We start from the raw sequence: 16,613 nt of genomic DNA on the forward strand, positions 1-16,613 counted from the left end.
CGCAAATAATTCGGTTGAACCAACGGCAAGGGCAGCGGATGGTTACGCGATGGCTGACCTCCGCCGCCCGTCCCGGCCCGCCGCGCCCTCCGAGTATCGAGCCCCATGCACCATCGCGAACCGCTGACCGAGCTGCCGCTCGTCGTTCCGAAGTCTCACCCGGACACGATGTACACCGATGCCGCCGCCGCGGTCGCAGACCTGGAGCAGCGCTACAGCGCCGCGACCGGCTTCCTGCGCGACAACTTTACCCGCGTCATGGCGGGGACGAAGCCCGAGGGGCATTATCGCGCGTTCTATCCCAACGTGAGCCTCACGACGGCGAGCTTTGCCAAGGTCGACTCACGGCTCTCGTTCGGCCACGTGACCGAGCCCGGGATCTACGAGGCGACGATCACCCGGCCCGACCTGTTCCGGGGCTATCTCACCCAGCAGCTCGGCCTGCTGATCCAGAACCACGGCATGCCCGTGCGGGTCGGCACCTCCGACACGCCGATCCCGCTGCACTTCGCCATGGGCGAGAACGCGCATGTGGAAGGCTCGATCGAGGACGTGCTGCATCGGCCGTTGCGTGATGTCTTCGACGTGCCGGACCTCAACAACACCGACGACCACATCGTGAACGGCTACGCCAGGCCCAACGCGGCCGGCGTGCGCGCGCTCGCGCCGTTCACCGCCCAGCGCATCGACTACAGCCTCGCGCGCCTCGCGCACTACACCGCGACGAGCGCCGCGCACTTCCAGAACCACGTGCTCTTCACCAACTACCAGTTCTACATGGACGAGTTCGTGGACTACGCCCTCGCGGCGATCGCGGATCCGACCTCGGGCTATACCGCCTTCATCGAGCCCGGAAACGCCGTCGTCACCCGCGAGGGGCGGACCGGCGCGCCGACCGCGCGGCTGCCGCAGATGCCGGCGTTCCACCTGATCGGTCCGGACCACTCGGGCATCACCATGATCAACATCGGCGTCGGCCCGTCGAACGCAAAGACCATCACCGACCACATCGCGGTGCTGCGGCCGCACGTGTGGCTGATGGTCGGGCATTGCGCCGGCCTCCGAAACTCCCAGTCGCTCGGCGACTACGTGCTCGCCCATGCCTACATGCGCGAAGATCATGTGCTGGACGACGATCTTCCGGTCTGGGTGCCGATCCCGGCGCTGGCGGAGGTGCAGGTGGCGCTGGAAGACGCCGTCGCCGAGGTGACCGGGCTCGAAGGCTACGAGCTCAAGAAGGTGATGCGGACCGGTACGGTCGCGACGATCGACAACCGCAACTGGGAACTCGACGATCAGTCCGGCCCGGTGGCCCGCCTCAGTCAGGCACGCGCAATCGCCCTCGACATGGAAAGTGCGACCATCGCCGCCAACGGCTTCCGCTTCCGCGTGCCCTACGGCACGCTGCTCTGCGTGTCGGACAAGCCGCTTCACGGCGAGCTGAAACTGCCCGGCATGGCAACGGCGTTCTACAAGCGTCAGGTGGCGCAACATCTGCGGATCGGCATTCGCGCCGTCGAATCGCTCCGCGACATGCCGCTGGAGAAGCTCCACTCCCGGAAACTGAGGAGTTTCGACGAGACGGCGTTCCTCTAGGTCTATGGGGCGACCCTGCCCACGGCGGCCGGCGCGGTCGCATCAGCACTTGCTGGGCAAACTACCCCATTCGTTGGCGCAGGCCCGCAGTGAGGCTTTGGTGCAACTTGACCGAGTGCCCGGTTTGGTACCGTAATCCGAAAGATGACGTGGTTCTCACGTCCTAAACGCAGGGTTCGAACTCAACTAGTCCGGCGACCTCTTCGGCACCGCGAGTCCCGCTTTGCCCGGCCAAAACCGGGATTGAGCATGGGAGGGGACTCCGTGCAGGGCCCCTGTTCTTTCGAAGTGGTCGTCTGATCCTCTGTCTCGATGCCGGTCGCGGCGCAAAACTGCAACACTCAACTCATGATTGAGCGTTTCTTGAGGCTTTCCAAGGGAACGTAACGATCCACGGTTGAGTTTTCGAAAAGGCACCGCTTAAGTTCGGCCAAGTCGACGCCCGCCGCTGGCGTTTGACGACCACGGGAAACAATAAAACAGGAATCGGGGATGACCCAGAAGCCCATGACGAAGACGCAGCTGGTTGCGGCAATCGCTGAGACGGCCGCGCTCGACAAGGCCAGCGCCAACCGCGCCCTTGAGGCGCTGACCGAGATCGTGACGAAGCAGGTGGCTGACGGTGGCGCCGTCACCCTGCCCGGGCTCGGGAAGTTTGCCTGCCGCGCGCGCCCGGAGCGGACCGTGCGCAATCCCTCGACCGGCGAGCAGATGCTGAAGCCGGCCGACCGCGTGGCCAAGGTCACGATCGCGAAGCAGCTCAAGGATGTCATAAACGCGTGACGCCCGGCGCTGAGATCGACGCTTGATCCCGGCACCGATCCGGGTGAAGCGGAAAAGGCCGCGGCGAAACGCGGCCTTTTGCTTTCCGGGGGGCAGGGCAGTGTCTGAGGTGGATTGGAAGGGACTGAGCCTCGGCGTGCTCTTCGCGGCGATCTGGAGTTCGGCGTTCACCTCGTCGCACATCGTGGTGCAGTACTGGCCACCGTTTCTCGTGCTGTCGCTGCGCTTCCTCGTCTCGGGCGCCCTCGCCCTCGGCATCGGCTTCGCGCTCGGCCAGCGCATCCGCCTCACGGCGCAGGAATGGCGCCTCGTGGTGATCTTCGGCCTCTGCCAGAACGCGCTCTACCTCGGGCTTTTCCACTACGCGATGCAGACGGTCGAGGCCGGGGTTGCGTCGATCATCGCGAGCTCCATGCCGCTCGTCGTCGCGGCGCTGGGGCGGATCTTCCTCGGCCAGCGCCTGAAGCCCCTCGCGCTCGCCGGGCTTGCGGCGGGCTTCGTCGGAGTCCTCGTCATCATGCTCTCCCGCCTCGGCCACGGCCTCGACCTCCGCGGCACGGTGGTCTGCATGATCGGCGTTACGGCGCTGGCCATCGCGACGCTGACGCTGCGCGGCGCGGCCGCAGGCGGCAATCTCTGGATGGTAGTCGGCCTTCAGATGCTGGTCGGCTCCGCCGCGCTCCTGCCCGCGAGCCTGCTTTTCGAGACATGGACCGTGAGCTCGCCACCGCGCTTCATCGTGGCGCTCGTCTATTCCGCGCTGATCTCGGGTGTCGTGGCGACGATGATCTGGTTCGTCCTTGTCCGCCGGATCGGCGCGACACGGGCCGCGACCTTCCATTTCCTGAACCCGTTCCTCGGGGTTGCCATCGCCGCGCTGATCCTCGGCGAGCACGTCACCGCCCGCGACTTCCTCGGCGTCGCGATCATCATGGCCGGCATCCTCGCGGTGCAGTTCTCCGGCGCCCGCGTCCGCGGGCGCGCGTCAGCGCCAGAGAAGGCCTGACGCCCGCGCCCACGGCCCCACCACCACGTTCTGCTGCTCGAGCTCGGCGCGCGCCGTCGTCGAACCGGCCCGTGCCCGGTCGAGAAGCAGTGCCGCCTCCTCCGGCCGGTCGCTCGCGGCGGCAGAGGCCATCACGTCGCGCATGTGGACGAAACCGTAGGCCTGCTCGGTCAGCGCCGCGGCGTCATAGCTCATCTGACCGAGCCCGACATAGTGCCGGACGGAACCCGAGCGCCGCAGCCGGCGCTCGAAGAACGCGCAGGCAATGAGGCATTCGTCGGCAAGCGCCCGGAGGACATCGCGCGGCGCATTTCCGTCGAGCGCACGGGCGACCCGAATGGTCAGAAGATCGACGGTGACGTGGCGGCCGATGAAGCGGGCGAAGGTGAAGGAGAGATAGGCCTCAAGCGTGGTCGAAAGCGGGATGCCCGCCTTGTCGATGCCGGCCTTGACGAAGTCGGAGGCGATGCCGAGGGTCGCGTCGTTCATCCCGGGCGCCTCCGACCGCGGTCGGCGGTCCGTGCCCGCCGGCCTGCCCGAGTGCTCCCCTGGACGCCCTGGACCATGGTCACCTCACTGGTTCCGCGGAACCTTTCGACTTGCGACTATGTATTGCAGTTCCTAACCTTTCCTGATCGAACGCGGGACCACTCCCCGCTGGCGCGGTGCATCACGGCAATGGCAAAAGGGAGGCGGTGGACGCGGGCGCGCGAAGGACTGACCAAGGTCGTGCGTTGAGCCATCTGTCCGATCGACGAAAAGTCTTCTGAGGGTTACGATAGCATGAGCGGCCGACAAAACCAACGGCACTGCCGCAGCGCGTCATGATCGAGAGCGAGCTGAAAATCCTGATGGATCCCGACGGGATCCGCGCCATCGCGGCCCACCCCCGCCTCAACGCATTGCGTGTCGGGGCGTCGCGGAGCGAGTCACTGGTATCAGTTTACCTTGACACTTCCGACGATCGCCTGCGGGCCGCAGGCATCGCGCTCCGCCTGCGCAAGATCGGCCGCCGCTGGGTCCAGACCGTGAAGCGCAAGGAGCAGACCGGCGACAGCGGGGGCCTCTTCTCCAATCACGAGGACGAGAGGGCCGCGCCCGGCGGCCGTCTGGTGCTCGACGGCACCGACCCCGACGGCGCGCTTGCGGCCGTGCGCGAGGCGCTCGACGGCGCCGAACTCGCTCCGGTCTTCGAAACCCGGGTGCAACGCACGACGACGCTGCTGCGGATCGAGGGTTTCGGCGAGGTGGAGCTGGCGCTGGACAACGGTGACGTCCGCGCCGGGGAGCTGTCCGAGCCGATCTCGGAGGCGGAGTTCGAACTGAAGTCCGGCAGTGTCGGCGCGATCTTCGCCGTTGCCCGACAGCTCCTGGACGGCGCACCCTTCCAGCTCGGGACCACGAACAAGGCGGCGCGTGGCTATCGGCTGCTGCGCAACGGCGCGGCGCCGGCACCGAAGGCGCGCAAGGCCGGCACCTTCGACTTCGGGCCGGAAACCGGCGCGGAACTGGTGGCGCGCGACGTGCTGCGCGACTGCCTCGGGCAGATCTCGGCCAACATTCCCGTGGTGCTCGACACTGACGACAGCGAAGGCCCACATCAGCTTCGCATCGGCCTGCGCCGGCTTCGGACCGCGCTGCAGGTATTCGAGCCGACTCTCGGCGCAACCGGCATTGAACGGCTGAACGCCGCCGCGCAGCAACTCGGGCAGGACGTGGGCCACCTGCGCGATGCCGATGTGCTGATCGAGGAAGTGCTGGCCCATGCCGCGTCACACGGGCTCGATCCCGAGGCACACCAGCTGCTGGAAACCGCGCTCGCCACGCGCCGCGAGGCGATCCGCATCGAAGTCAGGGCCGCGCTGGCGGCACCCGAGACCGGGCGCTTCCTGCTCGACCTGCTGGAATACGTCGAGACCCGGGGCTGGCTCGCGCCCTCGGACTACGACCAGACGACCCGGCTGGCGCAGCCGATCGGGGAACTTGCCCCGAAGCTGCTGCGCAAGCGCTGGCGCAAGGTGAAGTCGCTGGGCGAGGATATCCGCGAGCTGGAGTCGGAAGAGCTGCACAGCCTGCGAAAGTCGCTGAAGAAGCTGCGCTACGCGGGCGACATGGTGATCGGCATCTACCCCGGCAAGCGCTCCGCGGCGTTCCTCGCGGCGCTGAAGGACCTGCAGGACAGCTTCGGCAGCCTCAACGACGCGGCGATGGCCGAGGCGAAGCTGGGCGGTCCCGATGCAGTGGCGAAGGACGATCCCACAGTGCAACGCGCCATCGGCTTCACTCTGGGTATCCTCGCCGGTGCCTCGGCGGCGGAGCGGCCGGAAATCTTTTCCCGGTGGGACGATCTGGCGGCGACGAAGCCATTCTGGACGTGAGGCAATCGTGAAGCGATCCGAGATCAACGACATCCTGCGAGCGGGTGACGAGTTCATCCGCTCGTTCAACTTCCTGCTGCCGCCGTTCGCGGGCTGGACGCCGGACGACATGGAGGCGCGCCGGCCGGAAATCGGCGAGATCATCGGCTCGAACCTCGGCTGGGATATCACCGATTTCGGCTCCGGCGCATTCAAGGAGCGGGGGCTCTTCCTCTTCACGCTCCGGAATGGCCGGGAAGAGGATCTGCGGCGCGGCTCCGGCATGTGCTACGCCGAGAAGATCATGGTGGTGCGGCAGGATCAGGTCACGCCGATGCACCGCCACGTGGTGAAGGCCGAGGACATCATCAACCGCGGTGGCGCGACGCTGGCGGTGAAGCTCTACGCCTCGAACGATGCGGGCGAGATCGACCAGGACCATGATGTGACCGTGGCGAGCGACGGCATCCTGCGAGAGCTCGATGCCGGCTCGATCCTGAAGATCGCTCCCGGCGAGAGCGTGACGCTGCTTCCCGGAATCTGGCACGCGTTCTGGGCCGAGGGCGGCGACGCGCTGGTGGGCGAGGTCTCGACGGTGAACAACGACCTGACCGACAACGTCTTCGCCGAAGCGATCGGCCGCTTCCCCGAAATCGAGGAAGACGAGGCGCCGTGGCGGCTCATGGTGTCGGACTACGGCAAGTGGTTCGCGTGAAACGGCCGCTGCGGGTGACCGGAGCGGATTGATGCACGGAGGGGTGCGCGCGGCGCCCCCGCCTCAGGCGTCCGTCTCGCGCGCCAGCCACTCCTCCAGCCAGTGGATGCTGTAGCGTCCACGCTGGATGTCGGGCTCTTCGAGCAGCGCGTGAAAGAGTGGCGTCGTCGTGTCGATGCCGTCGACCACCAGCTCCGAAAGCGCCCGCTGCAGGCGCGCGATCGCCAGATCGCGGGTGCGGGCGTGGACGATCAGCTTGCCGATCAGGCTGTCGTAGTAGGGCGGGATCACGTAGCCGTCGTAGATCGCGCTGTCCATCCGCACGCCGAGGCCGCCCGGCGCATAGTAGGTCGTGATCTTGCCCGGTGAGGGCCGGAAGTCCGGCAGCTTCTCGGCGTTGATGCGGCACTCGATGGCGTGCCCGTTCGGAACCAGTTCCTCCTGGGTGAACGACATCGGCAGGCCGGCGGCAACGCGGATCTGCTCCTGCACGAGGTCGACGTCATAGATCGCCTCGGTGACCGGATGCTCCACCTGCAGACGGGTGTTCATCTCGATGAAGTAGAACTCGCCGTCCTCATAAAGGAACTCGATCGTCCCGGCGCCGGAGTAACCGATCTGGGCCACCGCGTCGGCACAGATCTTGCCGATCCGGGCGCGAGTCGCCGCGTCGATGACCGGCGAGGGCGCCTCTTCCATCACCTTCTGGTGCCGGCGCTGCAACGAGCAGTCGCGCTCGCCGAGATGCACCGCGCCCCCCTTGCCGTCGCCGAACACCTGAATTTCGATGTGGCGCGGCGTCGTCAGGTACTTCTCGAGATAGACCTCGTCATTGCCGAACGCGGCCTTCGCCTCTGACCGCGCGGTCTGGAACGCCGTCTCGATCTCGGCCTCGGTCCGCGCCACCTTCATGCCGCGCCCGCCACCGCCGGCGGTCGCCTTGATGATGACCGGATAGCCGATCTGGGCCGCGACCTTGCGCGCGTCCTCGAGCGTCGGCACACCACCGTCCGACCCGGGCACACAGGGCACGCCCAGCGCCTTCATGGTCTCCTTGGCGGTGATCTTGTCGCCCATCAGCCGGATGTGCTCGGAGCTCGGCCCGATGAAGGTGAGCCCGTGGTCCTCGACGATCTGCACGAAGTTCGCGTTCTCGCTCAGGAACCCGTAGCCGGGATGGATCGCCTCTGCGCCGGTGATCTCGCAGGCGGCGATCAGGTTCGGCATGGCGAGATAGCTCTGCCCCGCCGGCGGCGGGCCGACACAGACGCTCTCGTCGGCCATCCGCACGTGCATGGCGTTGGAGTCGGCGGTGGAGTGGATCGCCACCGTCTGGATCCCCATCTCCTTGCAGGCGCGCAGGATACGGAGCGCGATCTCGCCGCGGTTCGCGATCAGGATCTTGCTGAACATGGGCGTCAGCTCCGCGCGTGGGTCATTCGAGGATCATCAGCGGCGCGCCGAACTCGACCGGCTGGCCGTCGGTGATCAGGATGCGCTTCACCCGACCGGAGCGGGGCGCCGCGATCTGGTTCATCGTCTTCATCGCCTCGATGATCAGGATCGTCTGGCCCTCGGCCACCTGGTCGCCGACCTTGACGAAGGACGGCGCGCCGGGCTCTGCCTGGAGATACGCGGTCCCCACCATCGGCGAGGGCACGACGCCCGGATCATCCGCCGGGTCGGGGGCGGCCTGCGGCGCACCAGAGGAAGTGGCCGCGGGCGCCGGGATCGCCACGGGCGCGGCCACCTGGACGGGCGCAGGCGCCGGGGCAACCGTCTGGAACTGGCGGGCAACCCGAACAGTCATGCTGTCGTCGTCGCCGAACTCGCGGTTGACCTCGATTTCGGTGAGATCATTGTCGCGCAGCAACTCCGCCAGGGCCTTGATGAACTCGATGTCCTGCTCCTGGGGTCTCTTGCTCATGGATGCGCCCTGCTGCCTTCCGCGGACTTCGCCGCCTGTCCCTCCCTCGCGGGGTTCCCCTATATAGGCGGCTGACACGGCGGTTAAAAGCGGAAAGCGGTTGACAGCGGCTGTGGGGCGGAACCCCCGCAGCGCGCTAGAACAATTGATTAATTGCGCTTCTCCCGGGGCTTCGCGGTCACTCCGCCGTGCGCGCCTGCTCGAGCAACCCTTCGATCTGCGCCCGCGGCACGTAGCCGCGAACCATGGTGTCGGCGACGACGAAGGTCGGAGTCCCCGCAATTCCCAGCGTTTCCGCGAGGGCATGGGTCGCGTCGATGCGCCGCGTCACCTCGGGGTCTTCCATGGCGGCGCGCGCCTTGTCGGCGTCGACTCCCGCCTTGGAGAAGGCGCGATCAAGGCTCGCGTCGGTGATCTCGCCCTTCATCGTCATCAATTGCTCGTGCAGCCGGGCATAGGCCTCCGGCCCCTCGGCGACCATGGTGGCGACCGCCGCGCGCGCCGCGAGGTCCGAGCCGGGGCCGAGGATCGGCATTTCCTTCACGATCAGCCGCACGTCGTCGTTGTCCTCGAGCAGCGCGAGGATCTCGGGCTGCGCCTTGCGGCAATAACCGCACTGGTAGTCGAGAAATTCGACGATGGTGAGCTTGCCGTCGGGATTGCCGCCGACCCAGGAAAATCCGTCGTCAAAGATCGCCGCCGCGTTGGCGGCGACCAGCGCCTTGTCGTCGGTGGCCGCGGCAACCTGCTGCTTCTGCTCGAGGATCTTCACCATTTCCATGACGATCTCGGGATTCGCCAGCAGATAGGCGCGGATCTCGGCGTGCAGCGCCTCACGCTGGTCCGCGGTGAAGGGTGACGACTGCTCCGGCACCGGGGCGGCGTCCTGTGCAAACGCGGCGCCGGCGGTGACCAGGCAGAGGCCGGCGACGGCGGCTCGGGCAAGACGGGTGATCATGGCTTTCTCGAACTCTTCAACGCGCGGGTGGAAATGGTAACGAGATCCTGCGCCCGCTGCCACCCCGGCGAGCCGTAGGGCAGGAGGTCCGAAGCGCGCTGGGCATTGCGCGCAGCGTCGCGCCAGTCGCTCATCAGGGAGAATCTTTCGGCGGTTGCCAGTGCGGCGGCACCATCGTTGCCAAGGCGGGCCTCGGCAAGGGCAAGGTCGCGCAACATTCCGGGATCGCCGACCCGGTCGAGCGACTGGGCGCGGGCGAGCACCTTCCGGGCTTCCGTCGCGGCATCGGGTCCGTCCTCGTTCAGGAGCGCCCGGCCGAGCCCGGCGAGGACGAGCGGCTCGTCAGGCGCAAGCTCGGCGGCGCGACGATAGGCCGCAGCCGCCGGAGCGGCCCGGCCAGTCTCCAGCAGGAACTGGCCCTTCAGCTCATTGTACCACGGATCGTCCGGGCGGATCGCGATCAGCGCGTCGATGGCCGCCACGGCTTTCGCGGGGTCCGGGCGCCGATGCCAGGCGACGGCCCGCGCCAGACGGGCGGCCTCGCTCGTGTCGCCGTCGGGATAGGCCCGCAGAGTCGTCGCCGGGCTCGACAGGAAGGCCTCGAGCTTCGCCACCATGCGGCGATACCAGTAGTCGTCTTCCGGCGAGGGTGGCTTGCCCTTCGGGAGCTTCGCCACCCGCTCCTCGATGAGCGAAATGCGCTCGCTCCAGAGCGGATGGCTTCGGGCATAGGCGTCGACGTTGTAGCCGCCAAGCATGGCGTCTTGCCCGCGGAAGTGGTCGAGCACGCGGAGCATGGCGTCGGGATCAGCCCCGGCCGCCGACAGGTAGCGCAGGCCCGACTGGTCGGCGGCGGCCTCCTCGGCGCGGGTGTGGGCGAGCAGGTTGCGCATCGCCGCCTGCGAAGAGCCGGCCATGATCGCAAGACCCGCCTCCGGGCTGCCCGCCACCGTCGCGGCGGCCGCGCCGATCATGCCGAGCACGCCGAAGGTCTTGGCGCCGGCGAGAGATTCGCCCCGCGTCACCTGATGGCCGCCGGTCAGGTGGCCGAGCTCGTGGGCAATGACCGCCTGCACCTCGTCCATCGAGCCGAGCTCGGTCAGAAGGCCGGTGTTGACGAAGATGTTGGACCCGCCCGCCACGAAGGCATTCGGTTCGGGGTCATTGACGATGTAGATGCGCACGGTCGACGGGCTGACGGCAGCGGCCCGGAACAGCGGATAGGCGAGGCGCTGCAGGGTCTGCTCGATCTCGGCGTCACGGATCAGGCTCTGGGCCGCGGCCGGCAGGGCAACGACGATCGCGGCAAGCAGCACGAGGCCGCCCATCAGCCAGCGGCGGAGGGCCTCGGTTGCACGGGATCGGATTTCATGGCTCATGGGCCCCGTCGAGCTGGATAGAGCCAAGCTAGGAGAGGCATGGTGCGGAGTTCAAGGCGGGGTGAGGTCGATCCCTTCATCGTGATGGACGTCATGGAAGCGGCGCGGGCCGAGGAAGCGGCCGGCCGGTCGGTGATCCACATGGAAGTGGGCCAACCCGGCACGCCGGCGCCGCGCCGCGCGCGAGAGGCGCTGGCCGAGGCGATGAACGCCGGACCGCTCGGCTACACCGTGGCCCTTGGCCTACCGGCCCTGCGCGCGCGGATCGCGAAGCTCTACGGCGAGTGGTACAATGTCGATCTCGACCCGAACCGGGTGGTGGTGACCGCGGGCTCGTCGGCCGCGTTCATCCTGACCTTCACCGCGCTTTTCGACCGCGGCGACCGCGTGGCGATCGGCGATCCGGGATATCCGAGCTATCGCAACATCTTGCGTGCCCTCGACCTTGAGCCGGTCGGCATCCCGGCCGGGCCGGAGAGCCGTTACCAGCCGCGCCCGGAGGACCTGACGCCAGACCTCGCCGGCGCGCTGGTGGCGAGCCCGGCGAACCCGACCGGCACCATGCTCGGCACCACGGAGCTTGCCGCGCTGATCGAGCGCGCGGCGGACCTCGGCCTCGGGTTCATCTCGGACGAGATCTACCACGGCATCCAGTACGGTAGCCGCGCGGTGACGGCGCTCGAGATCTCCGATGACGTCTACGTCATCAACTCGTTCTCGAAGTACTTCTCCATGACCGGCTGGCGCATCGGCTGGATGGTGGTGCCCGAGTCGCACGTCCGCCGGGTGGAGCGGCTGGTGCAGAACATGTTCATCTGCGCCCCGCACGCGAGCCAGGTCGCAGCGCTGGCCGCGCTCGACGCCAGCGAAGAGCTTGACGCCAACCTCACGGTCTATGCCGAGAACCGCCGCTTGCTGCTCGAAGGTCTGCCGAAGGCCGGCTTCACGAAGATCGCTCCCCCGGACGGCGCCTTCTACATCTACGCCGATGTCAGCGACATGACCGAGGACAGCCGGGAACTCTGCACCCGGATCCTGCAGGAGGCCGGTGTCGCCGTGACGCCGGGGCTCGATTTCGATCCGGCGCGCGGCGCGCAGACGCTGCGCTTCTCCTACGCCAGATCGACCGCCGACATGGCCGAGGCCCTGCGCCGGCTGGAAGCATGGGCCGGCGCGTCGCCGGCCCATGCGGGATTGCTCAAGAGCCGCTGATCGCCCGCGACCACCAGCCGCGGCGCTTCGGCTCCTGCGGCTTGTCGTCTTCGGCCGGGGCCTCAGCTTCGGCCGAAGCCTCCGCCTCGGCGGCCGCTCCGGGCTCGGCAGCCGCCTCGGGTGCAGCAGTCGCCTCCGCCAGCGCGGCCTCGGCTTCCACGGCAACCGCCGCCACGGGCGTTGCTTCAGCCGCCGGTTCAGCTTCAGCCGCCGGTTCGGCTTCAGCCTCGGCAGCAACCGCCGCCACGGGCTCGCCCTCTGAAGCTTCGACCTCCAGCGGTGCGGCCTCGGCCACGGGTGCCTCTGCCGGGGCGTCATCCGACCCGACCGCTTCAGGTGCAGCCTCGGGCGCATCCGCTGCCGGGCCCTCCCCGGCTTCGGCCACGTCCGGCGTCGGCGCAACTGCAGCGTCGGCCCCGCTCAGCACCTCGGCAAGAACCGCCGTCGCAGGCTTTCTCACCCGCTCACGCGATTTGCGCTGCGGCGCATTGGCCTCCGGCACTTCGACGATCTGCGACACCGCCTCGTCACCGAGCTCGATCACGTCGTCAAATGGCGACGCCGGGGCCGTGGCTGGGGCCGTGGCTGCCGTCGTGGCCGCGGGCTCCGCAGGCGTGGCCGGCTCGTCAGCGGGACGGTTGCGCGAGCGACGACGCGACCGGGGCTTCGGCGCGGCCTCCGCCTCCGCCGCGGGCGCCGCCTCGGCGGCTGCCGGCTCGGAGGCCGGCGTCCCGGTCACCTCGGATGCGGCGAACTCCGCCTCCGGCGCGGGGGCAGGCTCGGCCGTTGCCGGCTCGGATACCGGCTCGGCCGTGCCCTCCGCGGGTGTTCCGGCGTCGCTGTCGTCGCCCTCACCCGCTTCGTACTCGTGGGACTCGTGCCCGTTTTCGCCGTTGAGCTTGCCGCCGCGCCGACGCCGGCGCCGCTTGCGCTTGCCGTTCGCCTTGTCGCCGCCAGCGGCATCACCCGCCTTGTCGCCGCCAGCGGCCTCAACCGCCTCAGGCGCCTCGGCCTCGACGACCTCTTCCTCGTCCTCGATCTCATCGGGATAGGCGACAACCGGCAGGACCGCGCTGGCGGCCGGCACGATGCGCGACGCGGTCTTGAACCGCTCCACCCGGTAATCCGGTGAAATCAGTGAGGAATCGCCCTCGATGCGCACCGACAGCCCAAACCGGCCCTCGATCATCGCGATGTGCTCGCGCTTCTGGTTCAGGAGGTAGTTGGCGATCTCGACGGGGGCGACGATCAGCACCTCCTTCGAGCGCTGCTTCACGCCCTCTTCCTCGATCTCGCGCAGCATCGCGAGCGCCATCGAGTCGTCCGAGCGCACCCGGCCGGTGCCGTGGCAGTGCGGGCAGGCCTTGGTAGTCGCCTCGATCATGCCCGGGCGCAGCCGCTGCCGGCTCATTTCCAGCAGGCCGAACGCCGAGATCCGACCGACCTGGATGCGCGCCCGGTCGCTTTTCAGCTTCTCCTTGAGGCGCTTCTCGACCGCGGCGTTGTTGCGCCGGTCTTCCATGTCGATGAAGTCGATGACGATGAGGCCCGCGAGATCGCGCAGCCGCATCTGCCGCGCCGCCTCTTCCGCCGCCTCGAGGTTGGTCTTGACCGCGGTCTCCTCGATGGACGCCTCGCGGGTGGCACGCCCGGAGTTCACGTCGATCGCGACGAGCGCCTCGGTCACGTCGATGACGATGTAGCCGCCGCTTTTCAGTTGCACGACCGGATTGAACATCGCCGAGAGATAGCTTTCGACCTGGAACCGCGAGAACAGCGGCGCCGGATCGGCGTAATGCTTCACGTTCTTCGCGTGCGAAGGCATGAGCATCTTCATGTAGTCCTTGGCCTCGCGGTAACCGCGCTCGCCATCGACGAGGATCTCGTCCATCTCCCGGCTGTAAAGGTCCCGGATCGCCCGCTTGATCAGGCTCCCTTCCTCATAGATCGGCGCCGGAGCGATGGACTTCAGGGTCAGATCCCGGATCTGCTCCCACTGACGCAGGAGATACTCGTAGTCACGCCGGATCTCGGTCTTGGTCCGGCTCGCCCCGGCGGTCCGGATGATGAGCCCCGCGCCCTCGGGCACGGTGATCGAGCTCGAGATCTCCTTGAGCTTCTTGCGATCCGCGGCGTTGGTGATCTTGCGGCTGATGCCGCCGCCCCGCGCCGTGTTCGGCATCAGCACGCAGTAGCGGCCGGCGAGCGAGAGATAGGTGGTGAGCGCCGCGCCCTTGTTGCCGCGCTCTTCCTTCACGACCTGCACGAGCAGGATCTGCCGGACCTTGATGACTTCCTGGATCTTGTAGCGGCGCAGCTTCGGCCGGCGCGGCGCAGACCGTTCCTCGTGAACGTCATCGCCGCCGAGCGACTCATACCCCTCCGGCGCATCGCCGTTGGAGTCGTGCTCGTGGTCGTCGCCGTGGTCACCGTGGTCGTCGTGTCCATCGTCTCCGTGGGCTGCGTCGGCCTCGAGGTGCGGGTCCGCCGCGACGGGATCGATCGCCGCGGCCTCGGCCATGGCGTCCATGACCGGCGGCGCGGCCGGCTCGTCCGAACGGCGCTCCGGCTCGAAAGGCACGCTGATGTCGATCTCGCCACCAGCGGCCGACGGCGGCGGCACGTCCGAGAGTTCCGGCGACCGGGTGACCTCGCCCACGATCTCTTCGGACGCGATCACCGCATCCTCGACCTGCGCGTCCGCCGGCGCCGGGCGCTTGCGGCTGCGCGAGCGGGTGCGCGGCTTGGGCTTTTCGCGAGCAGGCTCTTCCTCGGCCTGGCGGGCGTACTCCGCCTCCTCACGCAGCAGTGCCTCGCGATCGGCCTTGGGGATCTGGTAGTAGTCGGGATGGATTTCCGAGAACGCGAGGAACCCGTGGCGATTGCCGCCGTAATCGACGAACGCCGCCTGCAGCGACGGCTCGACCCGGGTAACCTTCGCGAGGTAGATGTTGCCGGCGAGCTGCCGCTTGTTCAGTGACTCAAAGTCGAAGTCCTCGACCTTGTTTCCGTCCACCACCACAACGCGGGTTTCTTCCGCGTGGGTGGCGTCGATCAGCATTTTCTTTGTCATGGCTTCTTTCGCGAACGCGCACGGCGGCCGACGCTTGGGGGCGCGGGGCAGCTGGCGTTCCAGGGGGTTGTACAGCGGGACGCGAAAGCGAAGCCGGACCGCCCTGCTCAGGGGAGGGGGTCATGGCCAGTGCTCTTCCTGCGCGCTTCACCGCGGATCGTCTCCGGCCCGGGGCGGATCAATCGTCCCGAGCCCATTACGTGGTGGACCTTGCGGCCCGGGGATGGCTGTCGCAGGTATGCCGGGATCATCCAAGACGACGTCAGCGGTCTTGCAATGCCGCGAGCGTGCGACGAATACGTGAGCGGACGGAAGCGCATGCAACCGTGCCGCAGGGCACCTTATGCACGCGGACGGCAAAATGACAAATGGTTTTTCCACAGGCAGTCGGCGGGTTATCCGGCCCATTCTCGCGACAATCGTGCTCGCGACCGCGCTGTTGCTGCCTGTTCCCGGGCAATCCGAACCGCCTGCCCAAGCCGACGCCAGCGCGTCGTCGCTGCGCGAAGGCTGGTTCGGCCGCAGCCTCGATGTGGAAATCGCCCTCGACCGGCCGGTGCCATTTCGCGTCTTCACGCTCGACGCTCCGCCGCGACTGGTGCTCGACTTCGCCGGCCTCGACTGGGCGGGGTTCGACGCCCGCGACATCCGCCGCGACGGAGGCGAGGCACCGCTCCGGGTTGGCCGGATCGGGCCGGGATGGTCACGCCTCGTCCTCGATCTCGCCTCGCCGCAGGCCCTCGCGACCGCCGAGATGCGCCCGGACGGCTCCGGCGCGCGGCTGTTCGTCTCGCTGCACCAGACCGACGCGGCGGAGTTTGCCGCCGCTTCGGGAGCGCCGCCCGGCGTCTGGCCCTCCGGCGGCCTGCCGCCGCCCCGCGTGCAGGGCACGGGAGATGTGGTGGTGGCGATCGACCCGGGCCACGGTGGCATCGACCCCGGCGCCGTGCGCGACGGCGCGGAGGAGAAGTCACTGGTGCTTGCCTTCGGGTTCGCGCTTCGCGCCGCGCTGATCGATCGTGGCTTTCAGGTCCTGATGACGCGCGAGGACGACGATTTCGTGCCTTTGGCCGACCGAGTGGTTCGGGCGCGGCAGGCGGGCGCGGACGTGTTCCTGTCGCTGCATGCCAACGTGGAGTCGACCCCCACCGTCGCTGGTGCCATCGCCTTCACCCGCGCCGATCGCGGGTCGAGCCCCCGCGCGGCGGCGCGGGCGCGCGCTGAGAACGCCGCCGACAGTCTCGCCGGGCTTGCGCCGGGCGATCCGGTCAGCGAGGTCCTCGCAGGCCTCGCCCGGGTCGAGACCGACGCCCGGGCCGGTGTCCTTGCCGACACGCTCGTCTCCGCCCTCAGGCCGGTCAGCACGATCTGGACCGAGCCACGGCAGGCGGCGAACTTCGAGGTGCTGACGGCCCCGGACATGCCCTCGGTCCTGCTGGAACTCGGGTTCCTGTCCAACCCCGACGACCGCGCGGCGCTGCAGTCGCCGGAGTGGCGCGCAACGACGGCAAGAGCGCTGGCGGACGGTCTCGCCGAATGGCTCGTCCACGACCACGAACTCACCGAAGGGTTGCGCCGCTGAGACTCCGCACGTTCACTATGCGTTA

The 16,613-nt window shown here is 68.2% G+C and carries 13 protein-coding genes; 7 read left to right on the forward strand and 6 right to left on the reverse strand.

The genetic code is table 11. The annotated features are described in order from the left end of the window. The first annotated feature begins 105 nt into the window (after positions 1–105). From HNP73_RS19480 to HNP73_RS19490, 3 genes are all read left to right on the forward strand, one after another. Positions 106–1,596, forward strand: a complete 1,491-nt coding sequence (locus HNP73_RS19480; protein ID WP_184154038.1) for an AMP nucleosidase — start codon at positions 106–108, stop codon at positions 1,594–1,596. 492 nt (positions 1,597–2,088) lie between these two features. Then, positions 2,089–2,379 carry an HU family DNA-binding protein gene (locus HNP73_RS19485; protein WP_184154041.1) on the forward strand — a complete coding sequence of 97 codons (291 nt, stop codon included), beginning with the start codon at positions 2,089–2,091 and terminating at the stop codon, positions 2,377–2,379. Between the two features lie 100 nt (positions 2,380–2,479). Continuing rightward, a complete protein-coding gene (locus tag HNP73_RS19490; protein ID WP_343063371.1) occupies positions 2,480–3,385 on the forward strand; it encodes a DMT family transporter in 906 nt (301 codons plus the stop codon). On the opposite strand, the gene HNP73_RS19495 is transcribed toward HNP73_RS19490, so the two are convergent. Then, entirely contained in the window at positions 3,365–3,874 is a 510-nt protein-coding gene (locus HNP73_RS19495; RefSeq protein ID WP_184154044.1) for a hypothetical protein, read from the reverse strand. The two genes, HNP73_RS19490 and HNP73_RS19495, sit on opposite strands and share 21 nt — an antisense overlap. Before the next feature lie 335 nt (positions 3,875–4,209). Between HNP73_RS19495 and HNP73_RS19500 the strand changes: the two genes are divergently transcribed. Together HNP73_RS19500 and HNP73_RS19505 are read left to right on the forward strand one after the other, a co-directional pair. Continuing rightward, on the forward strand, positions 4,210–5,763 hold the full coding sequence (locus HNP73_RS19500; RefSeq protein ID WP_184154047.1) for a CYTH and CHAD domain-containing protein: 1,554 nt from the start codon (positions 4,210–4,212) through the stop codon (positions 5,761–5,763). A gap of 7 nt (positions 5,764–5,770) precedes the next feature. Beyond that, positions 5,771–6,457 carry a D-lyxose/D-mannose family sugar isomerase gene (locus HNP73_RS19505; RefSeq protein WP_184154051.1) on the forward strand — a complete coding sequence of 229 codons (687 nt, stop codon included), beginning with the start codon at positions 5,771–5,773 and terminating at the stop codon, positions 6,455–6,457. A gap of 63 nt (positions 6,458–6,520) precedes the next feature. Here the strand turns inward: HNP73_RS19505 and accC are convergent, their stop codons facing one another. The 4 genes from accC to HNP73_RS19525 all read right to left on the reverse strand — a co-directional run bounded on the left by accC (position 6,521) and on the right by HNP73_RS19525 (position 10,721). Beyond that, positions 6,521–7,870, reverse strand: coding sequence for an acetyl-CoA carboxylase biotin carboxylase subunit (gene accC / locus HNP73_RS19510; RefSeq protein WP_184154054.1), 1,350 nt, complete (start codon positions 7,868–7,870; stop codon positions 6,521–6,523). A 22-nt stretch (positions 7,871–7,892) separates the two neighbouring features. Then, complete coding sequence (gene accB / locus HNP73_RS19515; protein ID WP_184154057.1) at positions 7,893–8,384, reverse strand: acetyl-CoA carboxylase biotin carboxyl carrier protein; 492 nt, start codon at positions 8,382–8,384, stop codon at positions 7,893–7,895. A 178-nt stretch (positions 8,385–8,562) separates the two neighbouring features. Beyond that, the gene (locus HNP73_RS19520) at positions 8,563–9,342 is read right to left on the reverse strand and encodes a DsbA family protein (RefSeq protein WP_184154060.1); all 780 of its coding nucleotides are present in this window, start codon (positions 9,340–9,342) and stop codon (positions 8,563–8,565) included. Further along, on the reverse strand, positions 9,339–10,721 hold the full coding sequence (locus HNP73_RS19525; protein WP_184154063.1) for a M48 family metalloprotease: 1,383 nt from the start codon (positions 10,719–10,721) through the stop codon (positions 9,339–9,341). Before HNP73_RS19525 ends, HNP73_RS19520 begins: the two co-directional genes overlap by 4 nt. Before the next feature lie 42 nt (positions 10,722–10,763). Here HNP73_RS19525 and HNP73_RS19530 point away from each other — a divergent pair, with 42 nt between their 5' ends. Further along, the gene (locus HNP73_RS19530) at positions 10,764–11,933 is read left to right on the forward strand and encodes an aminotransferase class I/II-fold pyridoxal phosphate-dependent enzyme (RefSeq protein ID WP_184154065.1); all 1,170 of its coding nucleotides are present in this window, start codon (positions 10,764–10,766) and stop codon (positions 11,931–11,933) included. Here HNP73_RS19530 and HNP73_RS19535 read toward each other — a convergent pair. Further along, the gene (locus HNP73_RS19535) at positions 11,920–15,006 is read right to left on the reverse strand and encodes an Rne/Rng family ribonuclease (protein WP_184154067.1); all 3,087 of its coding nucleotides are present in this window, start codon (positions 15,004–15,006) and stop codon (positions 11,920–11,922) included. The genes HNP73_RS19530 and HNP73_RS19535 overlap by 14 nt on opposite strands. Positions 15,007–15,367: 361 nt before the next feature. Here HNP73_RS19535 and HNP73_RS19540 point away from each other — a divergent pair, with 361 nt between their 5' ends. Next, positions 15,368–16,588, forward strand: coding sequence for an N-acetylmuramoyl-L-alanine amidase (locus HNP73_RS19540; protein WP_184154069.1), 1,221 nt, complete (start codon positions 15,368–15,370; stop codon positions 16,586–16,588). Positions 16,589–16,613: the final 25 nt, after the last annotated feature.

This window comes from Amaricoccus macauensis (genome assembly GCF_014201905.1).
GTDB lineage: Bacteria > Pseudomonadota > Alphaproteobacteria > Rhodobacterales > Rhodobacteraceae > Amaricoccus > Amaricoccus macauensis.

Coding starts and splice junctions, on each gene's coding strand:
- HNP73_RS19480 (WP_184154038.1), top strand. CDS start 106: ATGCACCATCGCGAACCGCTGACCGAGCTGCCGCTCGTCGTTCCGAAG.
- HNP73_RS19485 (WP_184154041.1), top strand. CDS start 2,089: ATGACCCAGAAGCCCATGACGAAGACGCAGCTGGTTGCGGCAATCGCT.
- HNP73_RS19495 (WP_184154044.1), bottom strand. CDS start 3,874: ATGAACGACGCGACCCTCGGCATCGCCTCCGACTTCGTCAAGGCCGGC.
- HNP73_RS19500 (WP_184154047.1), top strand. CDS start 4,210: ATGATCGAGAGCGAGCTGAAAATCCTGATGGATCCCGACGGGATCCGC.
- accC (WP_184154054.1), bottom strand. CDS start 7,870: ATGTTCAGCAAGATCCTGATCGCGAACCGCGGCGAGATCGCGCTCCGT.
- accB (WP_184154057.1), bottom strand. CDS start 8,384: ATGAGCAAGAGACCCCAGGAGCAGGACATCGAGTTCATCAAGGCCCTG.
- HNP73_RS19520 (WP_184154060.1), bottom strand. CDS start 9,342: ATGATCACCCGTCTTGCCCGAGCCGCCGTCGCCGGCCTCTGCCTGGTC.
- HNP73_RS19525 (WP_184154063.1), bottom strand. CDS start 10,721: ATGAGCCATGAAATCCGATCCCGTGCAACCGAGGCCCTCCGCCGCTGG.
- HNP73_RS19535 (WP_184154067.1), bottom strand. CDS start 15,006: ATGACAAAGAAAATGCTGATCGACGCCACCCACGCGGAAGAAACCCGC.
- HNP73_RS19540 (WP_184154069.1), top strand. CDS start 15,368: ATGACAAATGGTTTTTCCACAGGCAGTCGGCGGGTTATCCGGCCCATT.